The sequence below is a fragment of the Streptomyces sp. UC4497 genome, assembly GCF_054871485.1.
In genome coordinates this window covers 194442-209838 of record NZ_JBTYHB010000011.1, presented here as the reverse complement: position 1 = coordinate 209838, position 15397 = coordinate 194442, and the positions used below count along the sequence as shown (strand labels likewise).

Genomic DNA, 15397 nt, shown 5'->3' with positions numbered 1-15397 from the left:
GTGCCTCCGGGGCTCAGCCGCCGGAGCTTCCGCCCTTGCCGCCGCTGCCGAAGCCGCCTCGTGTGACGCCACCACCCGAGGACTTGGTGAAGGAGCCGCTGCCGACGCGGCTGCCCTTCTTCTTGCCGCCGTAGTACCAACTGCCGTTCACCGAGGACTTGGTGGACGAGGACTTGCAGTACTTGTCGGAGACGACCTTGTAGCCCTTGGACGCGTTGTAGCTGTTCCGGTCGATGCAGCGCTTGTCGACGTCGGAGTCCGAGGAGCAGGCGGTGAGCGCGGCGGCCAGCAGGCCCACGCCGCCGAGCGCGACGGTGCCGGAGCGCAGCCGTCGCTGGGTGGCCGCCTTGTTCGCGGCGTCCTTGCTGTCCTTGCTGTCGTTCATGACGTTTCCCCCGTGATGCGTCTGATGCGTCGTACGTTCTTCGTGCCTGCCCTTGCGGGTGCTTCCCTAGGGCAGGACCCGGCACAGGGTATCCAACGCGGCCGGCCATGCGTGATCGGGCGGGGTGCCGTAGCCGACGACCAGGGCGTCCATGGGGTCGTCCGGCGCGGGCGCGTCCTCGTGCCGGAATTCGGCCAGGCCCTGGATGCCGAGGCGCTGCCAGGCGGCGGCCTGCACGACGGATCGTTCGGTGCCGGGCGGGAGTTGGAGCACGGCGTGCAGTCCGGCCGCGATGCCGGTGGCGCGCACGGCCGGGGCGCGTTCGGCGAGGGCGGCGACGAGCTGGTCGCGGCGGCGCCGGTAGCGGAGCCGGGCGGCGCGCACATGACGGTCGTACGCGCCGGATTCCAGGAACTCGGCGAGGGTGAGCTGGTCGAGGACGCCGCAGGACCAGTCTGTGTATCCCTTGGCCTCGACGACCTCGTCGATGAGCGAGGCGGGCAGCACCATCCAGCCGAGTCGCAGTCCGGGGGCGAGGGACTTGCTGGCGGTGCCGAGGTGGACGACGCGGTCCGGGTCGAGGCCCTGGAGGGCGCCGACGGGCTGCCGGTCGTAGCGGAACTCGCCGTCGTAGTCGTCCTCCAGGATCAGTCCGCCGGTGCGCCGCGCCCAGTCGACGACGGCGGCGCGACGTCGCGCGTGCAGGGCGACACCGAGCGGAAATTGATGCGCGGGGGTGAGGAGAACGGCACCCTCCCCACCCAACTCCCTCACATCCGCGCCCTCTTGATCGAAGGGAAGCGGCCGGGTACGCAGCCCTGGCCGGGTCAGATAGCCCCAATGAAGATCGAGCCCGTACGACTCGACGGCGATGTCGCGCACGCCGCGCCGGTGCAGCACCTCGCCGAGCAGGATCATGCCCTGCACGAACCCGGCGCAGACGACGATCCGCTCCGGCGAGGCCTGGACGCCGCGGGCGCGGGCCAGATAGCCGGCGAGGGCGGCGCGCAGTTCGGGGCGGCCGCGCGGGTCGCCGTAGCCGAGGGCATCGTTCGGGGCGGCGGTCAGGGCGCGGCGGGCGGCCTTCAGCCATTCGGCGCGGGGGAAGGAGGCGAGGTCGGGGCGGCCGGGCAGGAGGTCGTAGCGGTGCCCGCCGAAGGGGACGCGGTTGGTGACGGGTACCGGGGTCGGCGCCCGCCCCGGCCGCTCGGCCACCCGGGTGCCGGAGCCCTGCCGGGCGGTGAGCCAGCCCTCGGCGACGAGGTCGGCGTAGGCGTCGGCGACGGTGTTGCGGGCGAGGCCGAGGTCGGCGGCGAGGGCGCGGGAGGCGGGCAGCCGGATGCCGGGGGCGAGCCGCCCGCCGCGTACGGCTTCACGGAGCGCGTCGGTGAGCCCGCGCCGTACACCGCCGGAGGCGCGCGGCTCGATGTGCAGATCGATACCGAGCGCCCGCCCGGAGACCGAATTGGCCCAAGATTCTTCCACGTAAATGGACCATACTCCTGGGCTACTCCCTTCGTAGGCTCGAAGCATGACGAACAACGAGAACAGCACTGACAACGCCCCGTACATGCACGAGCACACCCCCCGCCTCGACTGGTCCCGCCAGGCCCCCGAGGTCTTCAAGGCAATGATCAAGCTGGACGCGGCAGCCCGCGCGGGCCTGGACCCCAAGGTCGCCGAGCTCGTGAAGATCCGCGCCTCGCAGATCAACCGCTGCGCCCTCTGCCTCGACATGCACACCAAGGACGCCCTGGCGGCGGGCGAGAGCGTGGAGCGGATCATCCAGCTCAGCGCGTGGGAGGAGTCGCAGCACTTCTACACGGAGAAGGAGATCGCGGCCCTCGAACTGACCGAGGCGATCACGGTCCTCACCGACGGTTTCGTGCCGGACGAGGTCTACGAGAAGGCGGCGAAGGTCTACGACGAGCAGGAGCTGGCCCAGTTGATCGCCGCGATCACGGTCATCAACGCCTGGAACCGCTTCGGCGTCTCGACCCGCCAGTCGCCGGGCCACTACACGCCGGGCGACTACAAGTGACGGTTCGTACGCGGCAGTTGGACGCCGGGGTCCGCACGGCGATGCAGGCGCTGAGCGCCGCCGCCAAGAAGGGCCTCGGCGATCCGGTCCTCGCGGAACTGGTGGCGATCAGGGCTTCGCAGCTCAACGCGTGCGCGTTCTGCCTGGACATGCACGTGGACATCGCGCTGCGCACGAACGCCGAAACCACCCACCGCATCGCACTCCTGAACGCATGGCGCGAGGCGGGCCCGGTCTTCAACGACCGGGAAAGGGCTGCCCTCGCACTCACCGACGCGCTTACGCTCCTGACGGACGGCTACGTCCCGGACGAGGTGTACGAGGCGGCGGCGCAGCACTTCACAGCCCCCGAACTCGCCCACTTGATCGCCTCGATCGTGGTCATCAACAACTGGAACCGGCTGATGGTGAGTCGGCGCATCGAGCCTGGAGGCCCCGCATGGTGAGTCCGAGCGCCGCCGATACGTTCCGCGCCCTGCACCACGACCGCTCCCCCGCCGACCCGCTCGTCCTCCCCGGCCCCTGGGACGCGGCGAGCGCCCGCGTCTTCGAGGAGACGGGCTTCCCGGCGCTGGCGACACCGTCCGCGGGGGTGGCGGCGTCCCTCGGCTACGAGGACGGGCAGACCCCGGCGGACGAGATGTTCGCGGCGGTCCGCAGGATCGTGCGCGCGGTGTCGGTGCCGGTGTCGGCGGACATCGAGGGCGGCTACGGGATCGCGCCGAAGGAGCTGGTGGAACGCCTCCTGGAAACGGGCGCCGTGGGCTGCAACCTGGAGGACTCGGGCCCGGACGGCACCCTCAACGACCCGCACGCACAAGCGGATTGGCTGGCCGAGTTCCGCTCGGCGGCGTCCGACCGCGTCGTCCTCAACGCCCGCATCGACACCTTCATCCGCGGCGCCGCGGACCCGATCGCCGAGGCGGTGGAACGCGCCCGCCTGTACGTCGCCGCGGGCGCGGACTGCGTCTACCCGATCGGCGCCCCGGCGGACGCCGTCCCGCGCCTGCGTGCGGCCATCGAGGGCCCGCTCAACGTGGGTGCCCCGCCTGGTGGGCCCTCGCCGCGCGAGTGGGGCGAACTGGGCGCCACCCGGATCACGTTCGGCCCGGGGTTGCAGCGGAGGGCGATGGGGGCGGTGCGGGAGATCGCGGAGGGGTTGCTCTAGCGGTTGTCCGGAGGGGGCTGCTGGGAGGTTTCGTGGTGCTTCAGGTTTTCAGGGTCTGGTAGCGGTCGGCCAGGGCGCGGAAGGCCTCCTTGGGTTCCCAGGGCATGTCCGGGTACGTGCGCGCGTCCGCCGGGTAGCCGCTGCGCTCGTCGAGGATCTTGACGATGCCGTAGGAGGCGAGGTCCGGGTCCGGTCCGGTCAGGCGGTGGGGGGTGCCGTAGCCGGCGAAGCTGAACCAGAAGACGGAGTCGACGCCTTCGTCCTCGAAGACGGGCATGAGCTCGTCGAGATAGCGGGCCTGCTCGCCCTCGTCCCGCAGCAGGTCCGGCTTGGGGGTGACCCCGTCCGGCTCCATGGCCACGTACCAGCCCGAGCCGCCGTAGTCGCCCGCCCCTTGGAAGGTGCAGCAGCCGACTTCCATGATGGCGACCGGTTTGCCGTGGGCGAACTCCGCGCGCAGGTCGTCGCGGTAGGTGGCGGCGTTGCGCAGCCCCCGGAAGGCGTCCAGGCCGACGATGTCGAACGGGCCCCAGTCCACGCCGTCCAGGGGGCACGAGGCGTAGCTGATCGGGCCGCCGAAGAGGGGACGGACGGTGCGGACGACGTCGCCGAGGAAGGCGTTGACCTTGTCGGGGAGGGGCTTGAGCGCGGCTTCGCGGCCGGGTCCTGCGAGGACCGGGATGCGGTCGTTGAAGTTGTCGCCGGGCAGGTAGCCGCGGGCGAACAGGCTCAGTTCGCAGCCGGTGACGAGCACGACCTCGGCACCGCCGACGCGCAGGCGTTCGGCCCGCTCGGCGCAGTCGGCGAAGTACGGCAGCATCTCTTCGTCGGTCATCTCGCAGGGGAACGGCGAGAACCAGACCTCAAGACCGGCGGCCACCGCATGCCGCGCGGTGATCTCGATCCGGTCCGGGTCGCCGCCCGTGATGCGGATCGCGGTGCAGTGCAGATCTTCGGCGATGATCCGCATGTCCCGCTCGACGACGTCGGCGTCGAAGACGGGGCGGGAGGTGTCGCCGTTGGGAAAGGTGCCGGTGTCGTAGTGGATGCCTCTGCCTCGCATGCCGTGCCCCTCCGGTGAGAATCCGTGGTGAGAATCCGTGTGTCGCTTACGACGCGATCGTCGTGTCTCCAGCGGCGTCAGGGTCAAGCGCGGATGGGGGCCGTGACGGGGACTGTGACGGCAATCCCCGACTCCGTCGTGGTTGGGCGTCACAGTTCGTCACTGTTCACGAACCGGCGAGGCCCTGGCCGCGGGATGCGGGCAGGGCCTCGGGGTTCGGAGAGGGGTGGGTGGCTACTTCTTCGGGAGCCACTGCTTCCACGTCGAGCGGTGGGTGTCGACCCACTTCTTGGCTGCTGCCTCCGGTGTGAGCTTCTTGTCGGCGATCAGGAGGGAGACCTCGTTCTGGTCCTCCGTCGTCCACTTGAAGTTCTTCAGGAGCTGCGCCGCCTCGCCGCCGTTCTTGGCGAAGCCCGAGTTGAGGTACTTCTGGAGCGGCGTCGTCGGGTAGGCGCAGGTGATCTTCTTCGGGTCGGCGTCGCAGCCCTCCTTGTACTTGGGCAGCTTCACCTCCGTCATCGGCACCTGCTTCGAGAGCCACTGCGGCGTGTACCAGTACGAGAGGAAGGGCTTCTTCGCCTTGGCGAACTGCTTCATCTGCGTGATCTGGGCGGCCTCGGAACCGGCGAAGACGACCTGGTAGTCGAGCTTCAGGTTCTTGACCAGGGCCTTGTCGTTCGTGACGTACGACGGGGAGCCGTCGAGGAGTTGGCCCTTGCCGCCGCTCTCCGCCGTCTTCAACTGGTCGGCGTACTTGTTGAGGTTCTTCCAGTTGGTGACGTCCGGGTGCTTCTTCGCGAAGTACGTCGGGACGAACCAGCCGATGTGGCCTGTGACGCCGAGGCCGCCACCGTTCACGATCGTCTTCTTGTCCTTGACGTAGCGCTGCACCTGGTCGGGGTGGCCCCAGTCCTCCAGGATCGCGTCGACGCGGCCCTGGCTGAGGGCGTCCCACGCGGGGACCTCGTCGACCTGCACGGTGTCGACGCGGTAGCCGAGTTCGTGCTCCAGGAGGTACTGGGCGACCGCCACGTTGGCCTGTGCGCCGACCCAGGACTGGACCGAGAGGGTCACCGTCTTCGCGCCCTGGGCGTTGGCGAACGGGGACGCCTGCTTGGTCATGTCGGCCGCGCCGCAGCCGGTGGCCGTGAGGAGGAGGGCCGCTCCCGCCACTGCTGTGAGTGTTCTGCGCGTTCGTCGCATGTCACGCGTCCTTTCCTGCGCCGGTACGGCGTCCCGTCGGCTGCGTCACCCGGTCCAGCATCAGGCCGAGGCAGACGATCGCCGCACCCGCGACGAGGCCCGTGGCGAGGTCGCCCTGCGCGAGGCCGAAGACCACGTCGTAGCCGAGCGCGCCACCGCCGACCAGGCCGCCGATGATGACGACGGCGAGGACCAGGACGACGCCCTGGTTGACGGCGAGCAGCAACGCCGGGCGGGCGAGCGGGAGTTGGACCTGGCGAAGCTGCTGCCAGGTCGTCGCGCCCATCGAGCGGGACGCCTCCATCGCGGCCGGGTCCACCTGACGCAGACCCTGCGTGGTGATGCGTACGACGGCGGGGAGCGCGTAGACGACGGCCGCGGCGACCGCCGGGGCGCGGCCGACGCCGAAGAGGGCGACGACCGGGATCAGGTACACGAACTGCGGCATCGTCTGGAAGACGTCCAGGACGGGGCGGAGGAGCCCTTCGATGCGTTCGCTGCGGGCCGCGCCGATGCCGATCGCGACGCCGAGTACGAGGGTGACCAGTACCGCCGCGATGACCTGGGACAGCGTGTCGAGCGACGGCTTCCATACGCCGAGTACGCCGATCGCGGCCATCGCGAGGACCGCGGTGAGCGCGGTGCGCCAGGTGCCGATCAGCCAGGCGAGCGCGGCGACGATCAGCAGCACCGACCACCAGGGCAGCCAGGTGAGACCGTCGCGCACCGGGTTGAGGACCCCCGTGGTGAAGTGCGCGGCCCAGTCGGCGGTGCCGCCGATGTACGGGACGCCGGTGTAGAGGTGGTCCGTCATCCAGTCGACGGCGTCGTTGACGGGCGTCGCGATGGTGACGACCCAGGAGTCGGGCCAGTCGAGGCGGTCCATGAAGCGGGCCGCCAGCGCGACCACCACGGTGCCGAGCGCGACCACGCCCCACTTCCACGGGGCCGGGGCCGAGTCGTGCGAGCCCATCCGCGCCCCCGCCGCGGCCGTGACCCGGTCGAGGACGACGGCGAGCAGCACGATCGGGATGCCGGCCGCGAGCGCGGCGCCGACGTCGACCGAGGCGAGCGCCTGGTAGACGCGGTCACCGAGGCCGCCCGCGCCGATCACGGAGGCGATGACGGCCATGGAGAGCGCCATCATGATCGTCTGATTGAGGCCGAGGAGGAGCTCCTTGCGGGCCAGCGGCAGGCGCGCGCTCAGCAGGCGCTGGCGGGCCGTGGCGCCGAGCGAGGTGACGGCCTCCATCACGCCGCCGTCCACGGAGCGCAGGCCGAGCGCGGTGAGGCGGGCCATCGGCGGGGCGGCGTAGACGACCGTGGCGAGCACGGCGGCCGGGACGCCCATGCCGAAGATGAGGACGACCGGGAGCAGGTACGCGTACGCGGGCAGCGCCTGCATGGTGTCGAGGACCGGGCGCAGGCCCCGGTACATGGTGTCGCTCAGGCCCGCGGCGAGGCCCAGCAGGGCGCCGACGATCACCGAGATGAGCACGGCGATCACCATGAGCGCGAGCGTCTGCATGGTGGGCACCCACATACCGAGGATGCCGCACGCGAGGAGCGCGAGCGTGGCGAACGTGGCGATGCGCCAGCCGGCGACGCGCCAGGCGACCAGCCCGACCGCCGCGGTGACGCCGGCCCAGCCCGCCGCGAGCAGCACCAGGTAGACGGCGCGCACGGAGAGCACGACGGCGTTGCTGATGTAGCCGAAGAAGTACAGGAACAGCGGGTGGCTGTCCCGGTTGTCGATGATCCAGTCCGTGGCCTTGCCGAGGGGTTCGGTGAGGTCGACTGTGAGGGCGTGCGGCCAGGTGCCGCTGGACCACTTGGCGTGGGCCAGCGGGATGAGGACCGCGGCGATGACGGCGAGCAGGAGCAGCTTGCCGAGGGCCCGGTGGCGCCCGAGGGCATGCAGCCGGTCCCCCGTACTTCTGGCCGGGGCGGCCGTTGCAGCGGTCGCCATCAGACGGTCCCCTCGCCGTCCGACTTGGACTTGTCGAGCGCGGGCTCCTCAAGCTCCGCCGACGCTTGAGACGCGTCCGCACCGGAATCAAGCCCCGCCTTTGGACGAGAGCCCGCGGGGTCCGGGGCGGAGCCCCGCGGCGTAGGACCGGCTTCCGTGTCAGGGGACACACCCGCCACCACCCCGAGCAACCGCTCGTGATCGACGACGCCCACACACTCCCCGCCCTCGACCACCCGCACCGCGAACCCGCTGGAAGCAACCGCCTCGATCGCCTCCGAAACCGTGGCATCCGCCTCGATCGAAGGACCCCGGTCCGCCTCGTCCGCATCCGCGGGCCGCATGGCCCTGCGTACGGTCATGACCTGCTCGCGCGGCACGTCACGGACGAACTCACGGACGTAGTCGTCCGCGGGCGCGCCCACGATCTCCTCGGGCGTGCCGAGCTGGACGATCTTGCCGTCGCGCATCAGGGCGATGCGGTCACCGAGGCGCAGCGCCTCCTGGAGGTCGTGCGTGATGAAGACCATCGTGCGCCCCTCCTCGCGGTGCAGGCGCACGACCTCCTCCTGCATGTCGCGCCGGATCAGCGGGTCGAGCGCGCTGAACGGCTCGTCGAACAGGAGGACTTCGGGGTCGACGGCCAGCGCCCGCGCCAGGCCGACGCGCTGCTGCTGGCCGCCGGAGAGCTGACCGGGGCGGCGCTGCTCCAGGCCGTCGAGGCCGACCTTCGCGACGACCTCCATCGCCTTCGCGCGGCGCTCGGCGCGGCCCACGCCCTGGATCTCCAGGCCGTACGCGACGTTGTCGAGGACCGTGCGGTGCGGCAGGAGGCCGAAGTGCTGGAACACCATGGCCGCACGGTGCCGGCGCAGTTCGCGCAGGCGGGACTTGTCCATGGCGAGGACGTCCTCGCCGTCGATCTCCAGCTTCCCGGACGTCGGCTCGATGAGCCGGGTCAGGCAGCGTACGAGGGTCGACTTGCCGGAGCCCGACAGGCCCATGACAACGAAGACCTCGCCCCGCTTCACGTCGAACGACACATCGCGCACGGCGGCCGTGCAGCCGGTCTTCGCCCGCAGTTCGGCGGCGCTCAGGTCCGACAGCTCGGTCTGTTCCGGAATGCGTTCGGCCTTCGGTCCGAAGACCTTCCACAGATTGCGTACGGCGAAGACGGACTCGGACCCGGATTCGGTCCGCTTGTCGGCGCCCGCGGAGGACGTAGAAGACATGGTCGCGCTCATCACGCATCACCACCCAGCAGTTCGGCGCACTTCTCCCCGACCATGAGCACCCCGATCATCGGGTTCACCGCGGGCATCGTCGGGAAGACGGACGCGTCGGCGATACGGATGGAATTCAGCCCGCGGACCTTCAACTGGGGGTCTACCACGGCGAGTTCGTCGTCCGCAGCACCGATGCGGCAAGTTCCCGCGGGGTGGTAGACGGTGTGCGCGACCTTGCGCGCGTACTCGCTGAGCGCCTCGTCGTCCGTGATGTCCGGACCCGGGCAGACCTCGCGCTTGAGCCAGCCGGCCAGCGGCTCGGTCTTGGCGATCTCGCGGGCGATCTTGATGCCGTCGACGAGCGTCTTGCCGTCGTAGTCGTCCTCGTCCGTGAAGTAACGGAAGTCGAGGGCGGGCTTGACCTCGGGGTCGGCGCTGGTCAGGTAGACACGGCCGCGGCTCTTCGGCTTGGGGATGTTCGGCGTCATGGACACCCCGTGCTCCGGCTGCTCGTAGCCGAGGCGCTCCGGGTTGTCCGTGAACGGGATTTGGTAGAAGTGGAACATCAGGTCGGGCCCCGATGCCTCCGGGTCCCGCTGGATGAACAGGCCCGCGTCGGAGTCCATGGCGCTGTTCTCAGGGATCGGCCCGTTCGTCTCCCAGACGATGACCGACTCCGGGTGGTCGAGCAGGTTCTCGCCCACGCCCGGCAGGTCGTGCAGGACCGGGATGCCGAGGGCCTCCAGGTCGGCCTTCGGGCCGATGCCGGAGTGCATCAGCAGGCGCGGCGTGTCGACGGCGCCGGCGCACACGAGGACCTCGGTGCGCGCGGAGATGAGCTTCTCCACGCCGTCCTTGCCACGCACGCGCACGCCGCGCGCGGTGAGCCCTTCGGCGCCCTCGTCGAATTCCAGCTTGTACGCCCAAGTCTCAAGCAGGAGCGTCAGGTTGGGGCGGTCACCGGCCTCCATGTGCGGGTGCAGGTACGCCACCGACGCGGAGGACCGCTTGTTGTTCTCGGGGTGGTACGCCAGGTCGAAGAAGCCGACGCCGTCCTTGAACGGGCCCTTGTTGAAGCCCTCGACGCGCGGCACGCCCGTCGCGGCCTGCGCGGCCTCGACGAAGTCGCTCGCGATCGCGTTCCGGTCCTTGGCGTCGACCGGCACGATGTTGTTGCGCAGCTTGGAGAAGTACGGGTCCATCGCCTTGTGGTCCCAGCCCTCGGCGCCCGCGGCCGCCCACTCGTCCCAGTCGCCGGGCAGCGGCTTGAACGAGATGAGCGTGTTGTGCGACGAGCAGCCGCCGAGCACCTTGGCGCGGCTGTGCAGGATGTGCGAGTTGCCGCGCGGCTGCTCGGTGGTGGTGTAGCCGTAGTCCAGGTCGCCGCCGAGCAGGCCGAGCCAGCGGCGCAGCGTCAGCACGTCGTCGCGGTCGATGTCGCTGGGGCCACCCTCGATGACGGCGACGGTGACGTCCGGGTTCTCGGTGAGCCGGGAGGCGATCACCGATCCCGCGGTGCCGCCACCGACGATGACGTAGTCGTAGGTGCTTTCAGACATTGCTCTGCTCAACTCCAAGAAATCCAGCCCCGCCGGCGATTGAGGCGCGGGGTCCGGGGCAGCGCCCCGAGGCGTTGCACGAGGCCTACGTATACGGGCGCGATGCCCAAGGAAACGACGACGTCAGCCCGCGAACCAGCGAACAGGCTTCGGCGCCAGGTTCTGGTACACGTGCTTGCTCTCGCGGTACTCGGCGAGCCCGGCGGGGCCCAGTTCGCGGCCGACGCCGCTCTTTCCGAAGCCGCCCCACTCGGCCTGCGGCAGGTAGGGGTGGAAGTCGTTGATCCAGATCGTGCCGTGGCGCATACGGCGCGCCATGCGGCGGGCGCGGCCCGCGTCGGTGGTCCACACGCCGCCCGCGAGGCCGTACTCGGTGTCGTTGGCGAGCTCGACGGCCTCGTCCTCGGTGCGGAACGTCTCGACGGTGAGGATCGGACCGAAGGTCTCCTCGCGGACGACGCGCATCTCGCGGTGGCACTGGTCGAGGACGGTCGGCTCGTAGAAGTAGCCGGTGGCGGGGCGCACGTCGGACGGCTCGGGACGCTTGCCGCCGCAGCGCAGCACGGCGCCCTCGGCGAGGGCGGAGGCGACGTAGTCCTCGGTCTTGGCGCGCTGGGGCTCGCTGACGAGCGGGCCGCACTCGACGCCGTCCTCGGTGCCGCGGCCGAGGCGGATCTTCTCGGCGCGGCGGGTGAGTTCGGCGACGAAGCGCTCGCGCACCGACTCCTCGATGATGAGGCGGGCGCCGGCGGAGCAGACCTGGCCGCTGTGGATGAAGGCGGCGTTGAGCGCCTGGTCGACGGCGGTGTCGAAGTCCTCGTCCGTCTCGCACGCGTCGGCGAAGACGACGTTCGGGTTCTTGCCCCCGAGTTCGAGGGCGACCTTCTTGACGCCGGCCGCCGCGGCCTGGGCCACCTTGGTGCCGCTGACCAGGCCGCCGGTGAAGGAGACGAGGTCGACGTCGGGGTGGTCGGCGAAGCGGGCGCCGACGGTGGCGCCGGGGCCGGTCACGATGTTGGCGACGCCCTGCGGCAGCCCGGCCTCGATCAGCAGCTCGACGAGCACGACCGTCGTCAGCGGAGTGATCTCGCTCGGCTTGATGACGAAGGTGTTGCCCGCGGCGAGCGCCGGGGCGATCTTCCAACTCGCCTGGAGGAGCGGGTAGTTCCAGGGCGTGATCATGGAGCAGACGCCGACGGGCTCGTGCACGACGACGCTGTGGATCTCGTCGGAGCCGGCGTCGACGACGCGGCCCGCGCCCTCGCCGATGACGAGATCGGCGAAGTAGCGGAAGGCGTCGGCGACGCAGTCGACGTCGACGCGGCCCTCCTCGACGGTCTTGCCCGCGTCCCGGCTCTCCAGGAGGCCGATCTTCTCCCGGTCCCGGACGAGGAGGTCGGCGACGCGGCGCAGCAGCGCGGCGCGCTCGGCGACGGGCGTCGTCGGCCAGGGGCCCTCGTCGAAGGCCTTGCGGGCGGCGGCGATCGCCGCGTCCGCGTCCTCGGTGCCGCCCTCGGCGATCACGGCGAACGGCTTGGCATCCGCAGGGTCGAGGATCTCGCGCGTGGCCCCTGCTGCGGCCCCGCGCCACTCTCCGTCGACATGAATGGTGTTCTGCACTGACACGACCTGCTTCGCCTTCCGTTCCGGGAATGTCCCCCGAGCACCGCAAACGCCCTTTCGGCGATCTCTCCGGTGACGTCGGAAGCCCCTGCCCCGACGTCTTGGAAGCATGCCCGTACGGTGGCGAAAGTGCGCTGTGTCACGACACTACGCGAGTACGGGCGGCGACGCTCCGTGAGAGCAGGTCGGCCGCCCGCCTCCCCTCACCCCTGCGCGAACCGCGACAGCGCGGCGGCGAGCCGGTCCCGCTGCCCGGGCCACTCGGACTCCGGGCCCGCGACGAGGACCGCGTACTGGGTGCCGTCCTGCGCCGTGAACGAGAAGTCGACCACCTTTCTGCGCGCGCCCAGCTTCTCGCTGTCGTACGAGTAGACGAGCTCGGCCGCCTCGTCGGTGACCGCTTCCGAGGCCCCCTCGGGCGCCGACGTCTCCTCCAGTGCGGACTGCTCGTACCCGTCCTTCGCAAGACTCCTCGAGAGGCTGTCGGACGCGACCCGAAGCGATTCGAGCGGTGTGGTGTCCGGCTCCGTGATGGTGAAGATCTGGATGAGCGAGGCCTCGTCGGGAGACGTGTAGAACACGCCCTGCTTGCTCTCGCTGCGGTCCCAGCCCTCGGGCACCGCGAGCGTGAAGCCCGCGTCGTCCGCCACCTCCCGGTACCCGGCGGGAAGCTCGCCGGTCGGCGAGGCGGTCGGTGTGGGCGTGGGAGTGGGCTCCGGGCCTGAGCTGGTGGGCGCCGCGGACGTCCCGGTCGGCTTCGGATCGGGCCCCGGGTCGTCACTGCGGCCGAGCAGCACCACCGTCGTCGCGACGGCGGCGCCGAGGACGGCCGCGCCCAGCACCACGACGGCGAAGCGCCGGGTCCGGCCGGGCTGCGACGGGGGCGGGGGCGGTTCCTGCACCTCGGGCCAGGGCGTCGGTGGGGCGAAGTCCGGCCGCGGCGGAGGCGGCGACGACACGGACCCGGGGCCCGTACCCGCCTCCTCCCAGCGCTGGGCCTCCTCGTTCCAGTGGCGTCCGCTCATCTCATGTTCCCCAGCATGGCCGCCACCGTGCCGGCCGACGCGAGCAGCGAGACGACCGCCTGGGAGTCGCCGAGCAGCGCACGCAGCCGCTCGATCCGGGTCGCCGGGGCGCTGCCGGTACGGGTGATCTCATCCTCCGTCTCGGCGAGTTCGGCGTCGAGGGTGCGCAGCTGTCCGTCGTCGTCGCGGAGCCGGGGCAGGTCGGCGCGGAGCGCGCGGACCGCCTCGAGCAGCTCCCGCATCGCCTCGTCCTGCTGCGGCGCGCTGTTCGTGTGGCTCTCCGCGCGGGCGTGGCTGCCGATGGCGAAGGTGCTGCCGTGGACGTCACCGATGCTGACCGAGGGCTCCTCATTCGCTGCCATGGTCGTCGGCTCCCTTCTCGTTCGGCGCGGTGCCGTCGGCCGTTCCCGACGTCGCGCTGGCGTGCGAACCGACGGCGAAGGTGGAGTCCTCGACCCGGTCGATGTTCACGCCGCCACTGCTGATGTTCACGATCTTCTGGACGAACTCGCCGGTCTGGTAGCCGGATTCGGCGAGCGCGTGGAGCACTCCGTTGGCGATGCGGTCCTGGATCGACTTGAGGTAGCGCTCGACGTCCATCTGCTGGAACAGCGAGCCGGGCCCCTCCGATCCGAGCTCGCGCACCGACACGGTGGGTCCGTCCGGCAGCGCGCTCCCGTACCCGCCGGTGAGCACCCGCCAGCCGTACCCGGCCCAGCGGCCGACGGTGACGAGGGAGCGCACGGGGGAGCCCGCCACCCGCCCGAAGGCCCAGGCGGCCTTGCCGAGCGGGTTGTTGTGGCGGAACTGGTGGGCGGTGCGGTCCGCGTTCTGGAACGGCTCCCGCACCGGGGCGAGGACGTGCGGCGCGATCTCCAGCATCAGCATCCGGCCCTGGGTGTGGACGCGGACGAAGACGGTGACGACCAGCTCCTCCTCCCAGCCGCCGACCCGGATCCGCAGGAAGTGCCGGCGCTTCTCCGCGCCCTCCTCGACGGACCGGGCCCGGTGCTCCTCGAAGGCCTCCGGCCGGTACGGGGCGTCCTCCCGGTGCGCGAGGCCCTCGGCGGGCAGGAAGACGCACTCGTCGATCTCCAGCCAGCGCAGCCGGTCGCGCACGGTGGTGCCCGCGAACTCGGCGGGCAGCCGCAGCTGTTCGAGCAGCGGGCGGACCTGCTCCAGGATCTTCCGGTTGTTGAGCGGCTGCTGCTTCTTCATCCGGTCGGGCCGCAGCTCGACGGCGAGGGTCCAGGTGTCGACCGGTTCGCCGGCCCCGCAGAACGGGCGGACGGCGTGGTACATGATCAGCGGTGCGTGCTGCTCGACCCTGATCCGCCGCTTCACCCGCTGGAAGCGGGCGCCCTCGGCGCTCTCCGCCGGGTCGGCGCTCGCGTCCCCGAACCGCGCCTCGGACAGTTCGGCCCCGAGCGCGCGTGCGAACTGGCTGCGCTGGGCGCCCACGCACGCGGCGATCAGGACGAGCAGCAGCATCGTGAGCCAGCCGTGCAGGGCGTCACCGGAGGCGGAGCCCTCGGGAACCATCCAGCTCAGGACGTCGGGCAGGACGTCGCGCAGGCCCGAACGGACCTCGTAGGAAAAGCTGTCGTAGTCGTTCTCGTCGCTGGTGACCATGGCCACGGTGGAGAGCAGCAGCATGATCAGCAGGCCCCGACCCCACCAGCGTACGTACCAGGCGGCCACCCGGCGGTAGACCGGCGGCCGCTCCTGGGGCCCGCGGATCCAGACGCCGAGCGCGAGCAGCGCGGACGGCAGCAGGAAGGCGAGGATCCAGTAGCCGGTCAGCGGCAGGCCCACGACCCACAGGCCGAGCACGGCCCCGGACCAGGCCACTTCGATGCGCCGGGCGCGTAACGCGTGCGCGAGGACGCGGGCCGCGTCGAAGCCGAGCGAGGGGGCCGCGATGCGCTGCTCGTGCAGATGCAGCTGTTCGATGACCCGGTCCCGGTAGCCCTGGTCGAGATAGGCGCCGGCGCAGAGCAGCCGGGTGGCCTCGCTGGCGTGCGGCGGTTTCGCCGGCGGGGGTGGCCCCACCGCCCCGACGTCGGCCTCGGATGACGACTGCTGCGGTACATAGGCGGTGCTCACACCACTCCCCCGATGCCATCGATGATGAC

The 15397-nt window shown here is 71.0% G+C and carries 14 protein-coding genes; 3 read left to right on the top strand and 11 right to left on the bottom strand.

The genetic code is table 11. The annotated features are described in order from the left end of the window. Window positions 1–13: 13 nt before the first annotated feature. Window positions 14–385, bottom strand: a complete 372-nt coding sequence (locus ACYSUO_RS18130) for a hypothetical protein (protein WP_461777155.1) — start codon at window positions 383–385, stop codon at window positions 14–16. A gap of 66 nt (window positions 386–451) precedes the next feature. Then, window positions 452–1870 (bottom strand): MocR-like pyridoxine biosynthesis transcription factor PdxR, encoded by a 1419-nt coding sequence (pdxR, locus tag ACYSUO_RS18125; protein WP_461777154.1) that lies wholly within the window; start codon window positions 1868–1870, stop codon window positions 452–454. Between the two features lie 46 nt (window positions 1871–1916). Here pdxR and ACYSUO_RS18120 point away from each other — a divergent pair, with 46 nt between their 5' ends. Genes ACYSUO_RS18120 through ACYSUO_RS18110 form a run of 3 tightly spaced genes read left to right on the top strand, consistent with a single transcriptional unit; the run spans window position 1917 to window position 3594 of the window. Continuing rightward, entirely contained in the window at window positions 1917–2426 is a 510-nt protein-coding gene (locus tag ACYSUO_RS18120) for a carboxymuconolactone decarboxylase family protein (protein ID WP_461777153.1), read from the top strand. Next, window positions 2423–2872 (top strand): carboxymuconolactone decarboxylase family protein, encoded by a 450-nt coding sequence (locus tag ACYSUO_RS18115; protein ID WP_461777152.1) that lies wholly within the window; start codon window positions 2423–2425, stop codon window positions 2870–2872. Before ACYSUO_RS18120 ends, ACYSUO_RS18115 begins: the two co-directional genes overlap by 4 nt. Continuing rightward, window positions 2866–3594, top strand: coding sequence for an isocitrate lyase/PEP mutase family protein (locus ACYSUO_RS18110; RefSeq protein WP_461777151.1), 729 nt, complete (start codon window positions 2866–2868; stop codon window positions 3592–3594). The genes ACYSUO_RS18115 and ACYSUO_RS18110 overlap by 7 nt, the downstream gene beginning before the upstream one ends. Window positions 3595–3634: 40 nt before the next feature. Here the strand turns inward: ACYSUO_RS18110 and ACYSUO_RS18105 are convergent, their stop codons facing one another. The 9 genes from ACYSUO_RS18105 to ACYSUO_RS18065 all read right to left on the bottom strand — a co-directional run bounded on the left by ACYSUO_RS18105 (window position 3635) and on the right by ACYSUO_RS18065 (window position 15368). Further along, the gene (locus tag ACYSUO_RS18105; RefSeq protein WP_461777150.1) at window positions 3635–4657 is read right to left on the bottom strand and encodes a hypothetical protein; all 1023 of its coding nucleotides are present in this window, start codon (window positions 4655–4657) and stop codon (window positions 3635–3637) included. 234 nt (window positions 4658–4891) lie between these two features. After that, window positions 4892–5860 (bottom strand): ABC transporter substrate-binding protein, encoded by a 969-nt coding sequence (locus ACYSUO_RS18100; RefSeq protein ID WP_461777149.1) that lies wholly within the window; start codon window positions 5858–5860, stop codon window positions 4892–4894. Window position 5861: 1 nt separating this feature from the next. Beyond that, entirely contained in the window at window positions 5862–7829 is a 1968-nt protein-coding gene (locus ACYSUO_RS18095; RefSeq protein WP_461777148.1) for an ABC transporter permease, read from the bottom strand. Beyond that, a complete protein-coding gene (locus ACYSUO_RS18090; protein ID WP_461777196.1) occupies window positions 7829–9061 on the bottom strand; it encodes a quaternary amine ABC transporter ATP-binding protein in 1233 nt (410 codons plus the stop codon). The genes ACYSUO_RS18095 and ACYSUO_RS18090 overlap by 1 nt, the downstream gene beginning before the upstream one ends. Window positions 9062–9072: 11 nt before the next feature. Then, complete coding sequence (locus ACYSUO_RS18085) at window positions 9073–10614, bottom strand: GMC family oxidoreductase (protein ID WP_461777147.1); 1542 nt, start codon at window positions 10612–10614, stop codon at window positions 9073–9075. 123 nt (window positions 10615–10737) lie between these two features. Beyond that, entirely contained in the window at window positions 10738–12240 is a 1503-nt protein-coding gene (locus ACYSUO_RS18080; protein WP_461777146.1) for an aldehyde dehydrogenase family protein, read from the bottom strand. A 200-nt stretch (window positions 12241–12440) separates the two neighbouring features. Then, a complete protein-coding gene (locus ACYSUO_RS18075) occupies window positions 12441–13262 on the bottom strand; it encodes a hypothetical protein (RefSeq protein WP_461777145.1) in 822 nt (273 codons plus the stop codon). Then, window positions 13259–13624 carry a hypothetical protein gene (locus tag ACYSUO_RS18070; RefSeq protein ID WP_461777144.1) on the bottom strand — a complete coding sequence of 122 codons (366 nt, stop codon included), beginning with the start codon at window positions 13622–13624 and terminating at the stop codon, window positions 13259–13261. The genes ACYSUO_RS18075 and ACYSUO_RS18070 overlap by 4 nt, the downstream gene beginning before the upstream one ends. Then, a complete protein-coding gene (locus tag ACYSUO_RS18065) occupies window positions 13611–15368 on the bottom strand; it encodes a hypothetical protein (RefSeq protein WP_461777143.1) in 1758 nt (585 codons plus the stop codon). Before ACYSUO_RS18065 ends, ACYSUO_RS18070 begins: the two co-directional genes overlap by 14 nt. Between the last annotated feature and the right edge of the window lie 29 nt (window positions 15369–15397).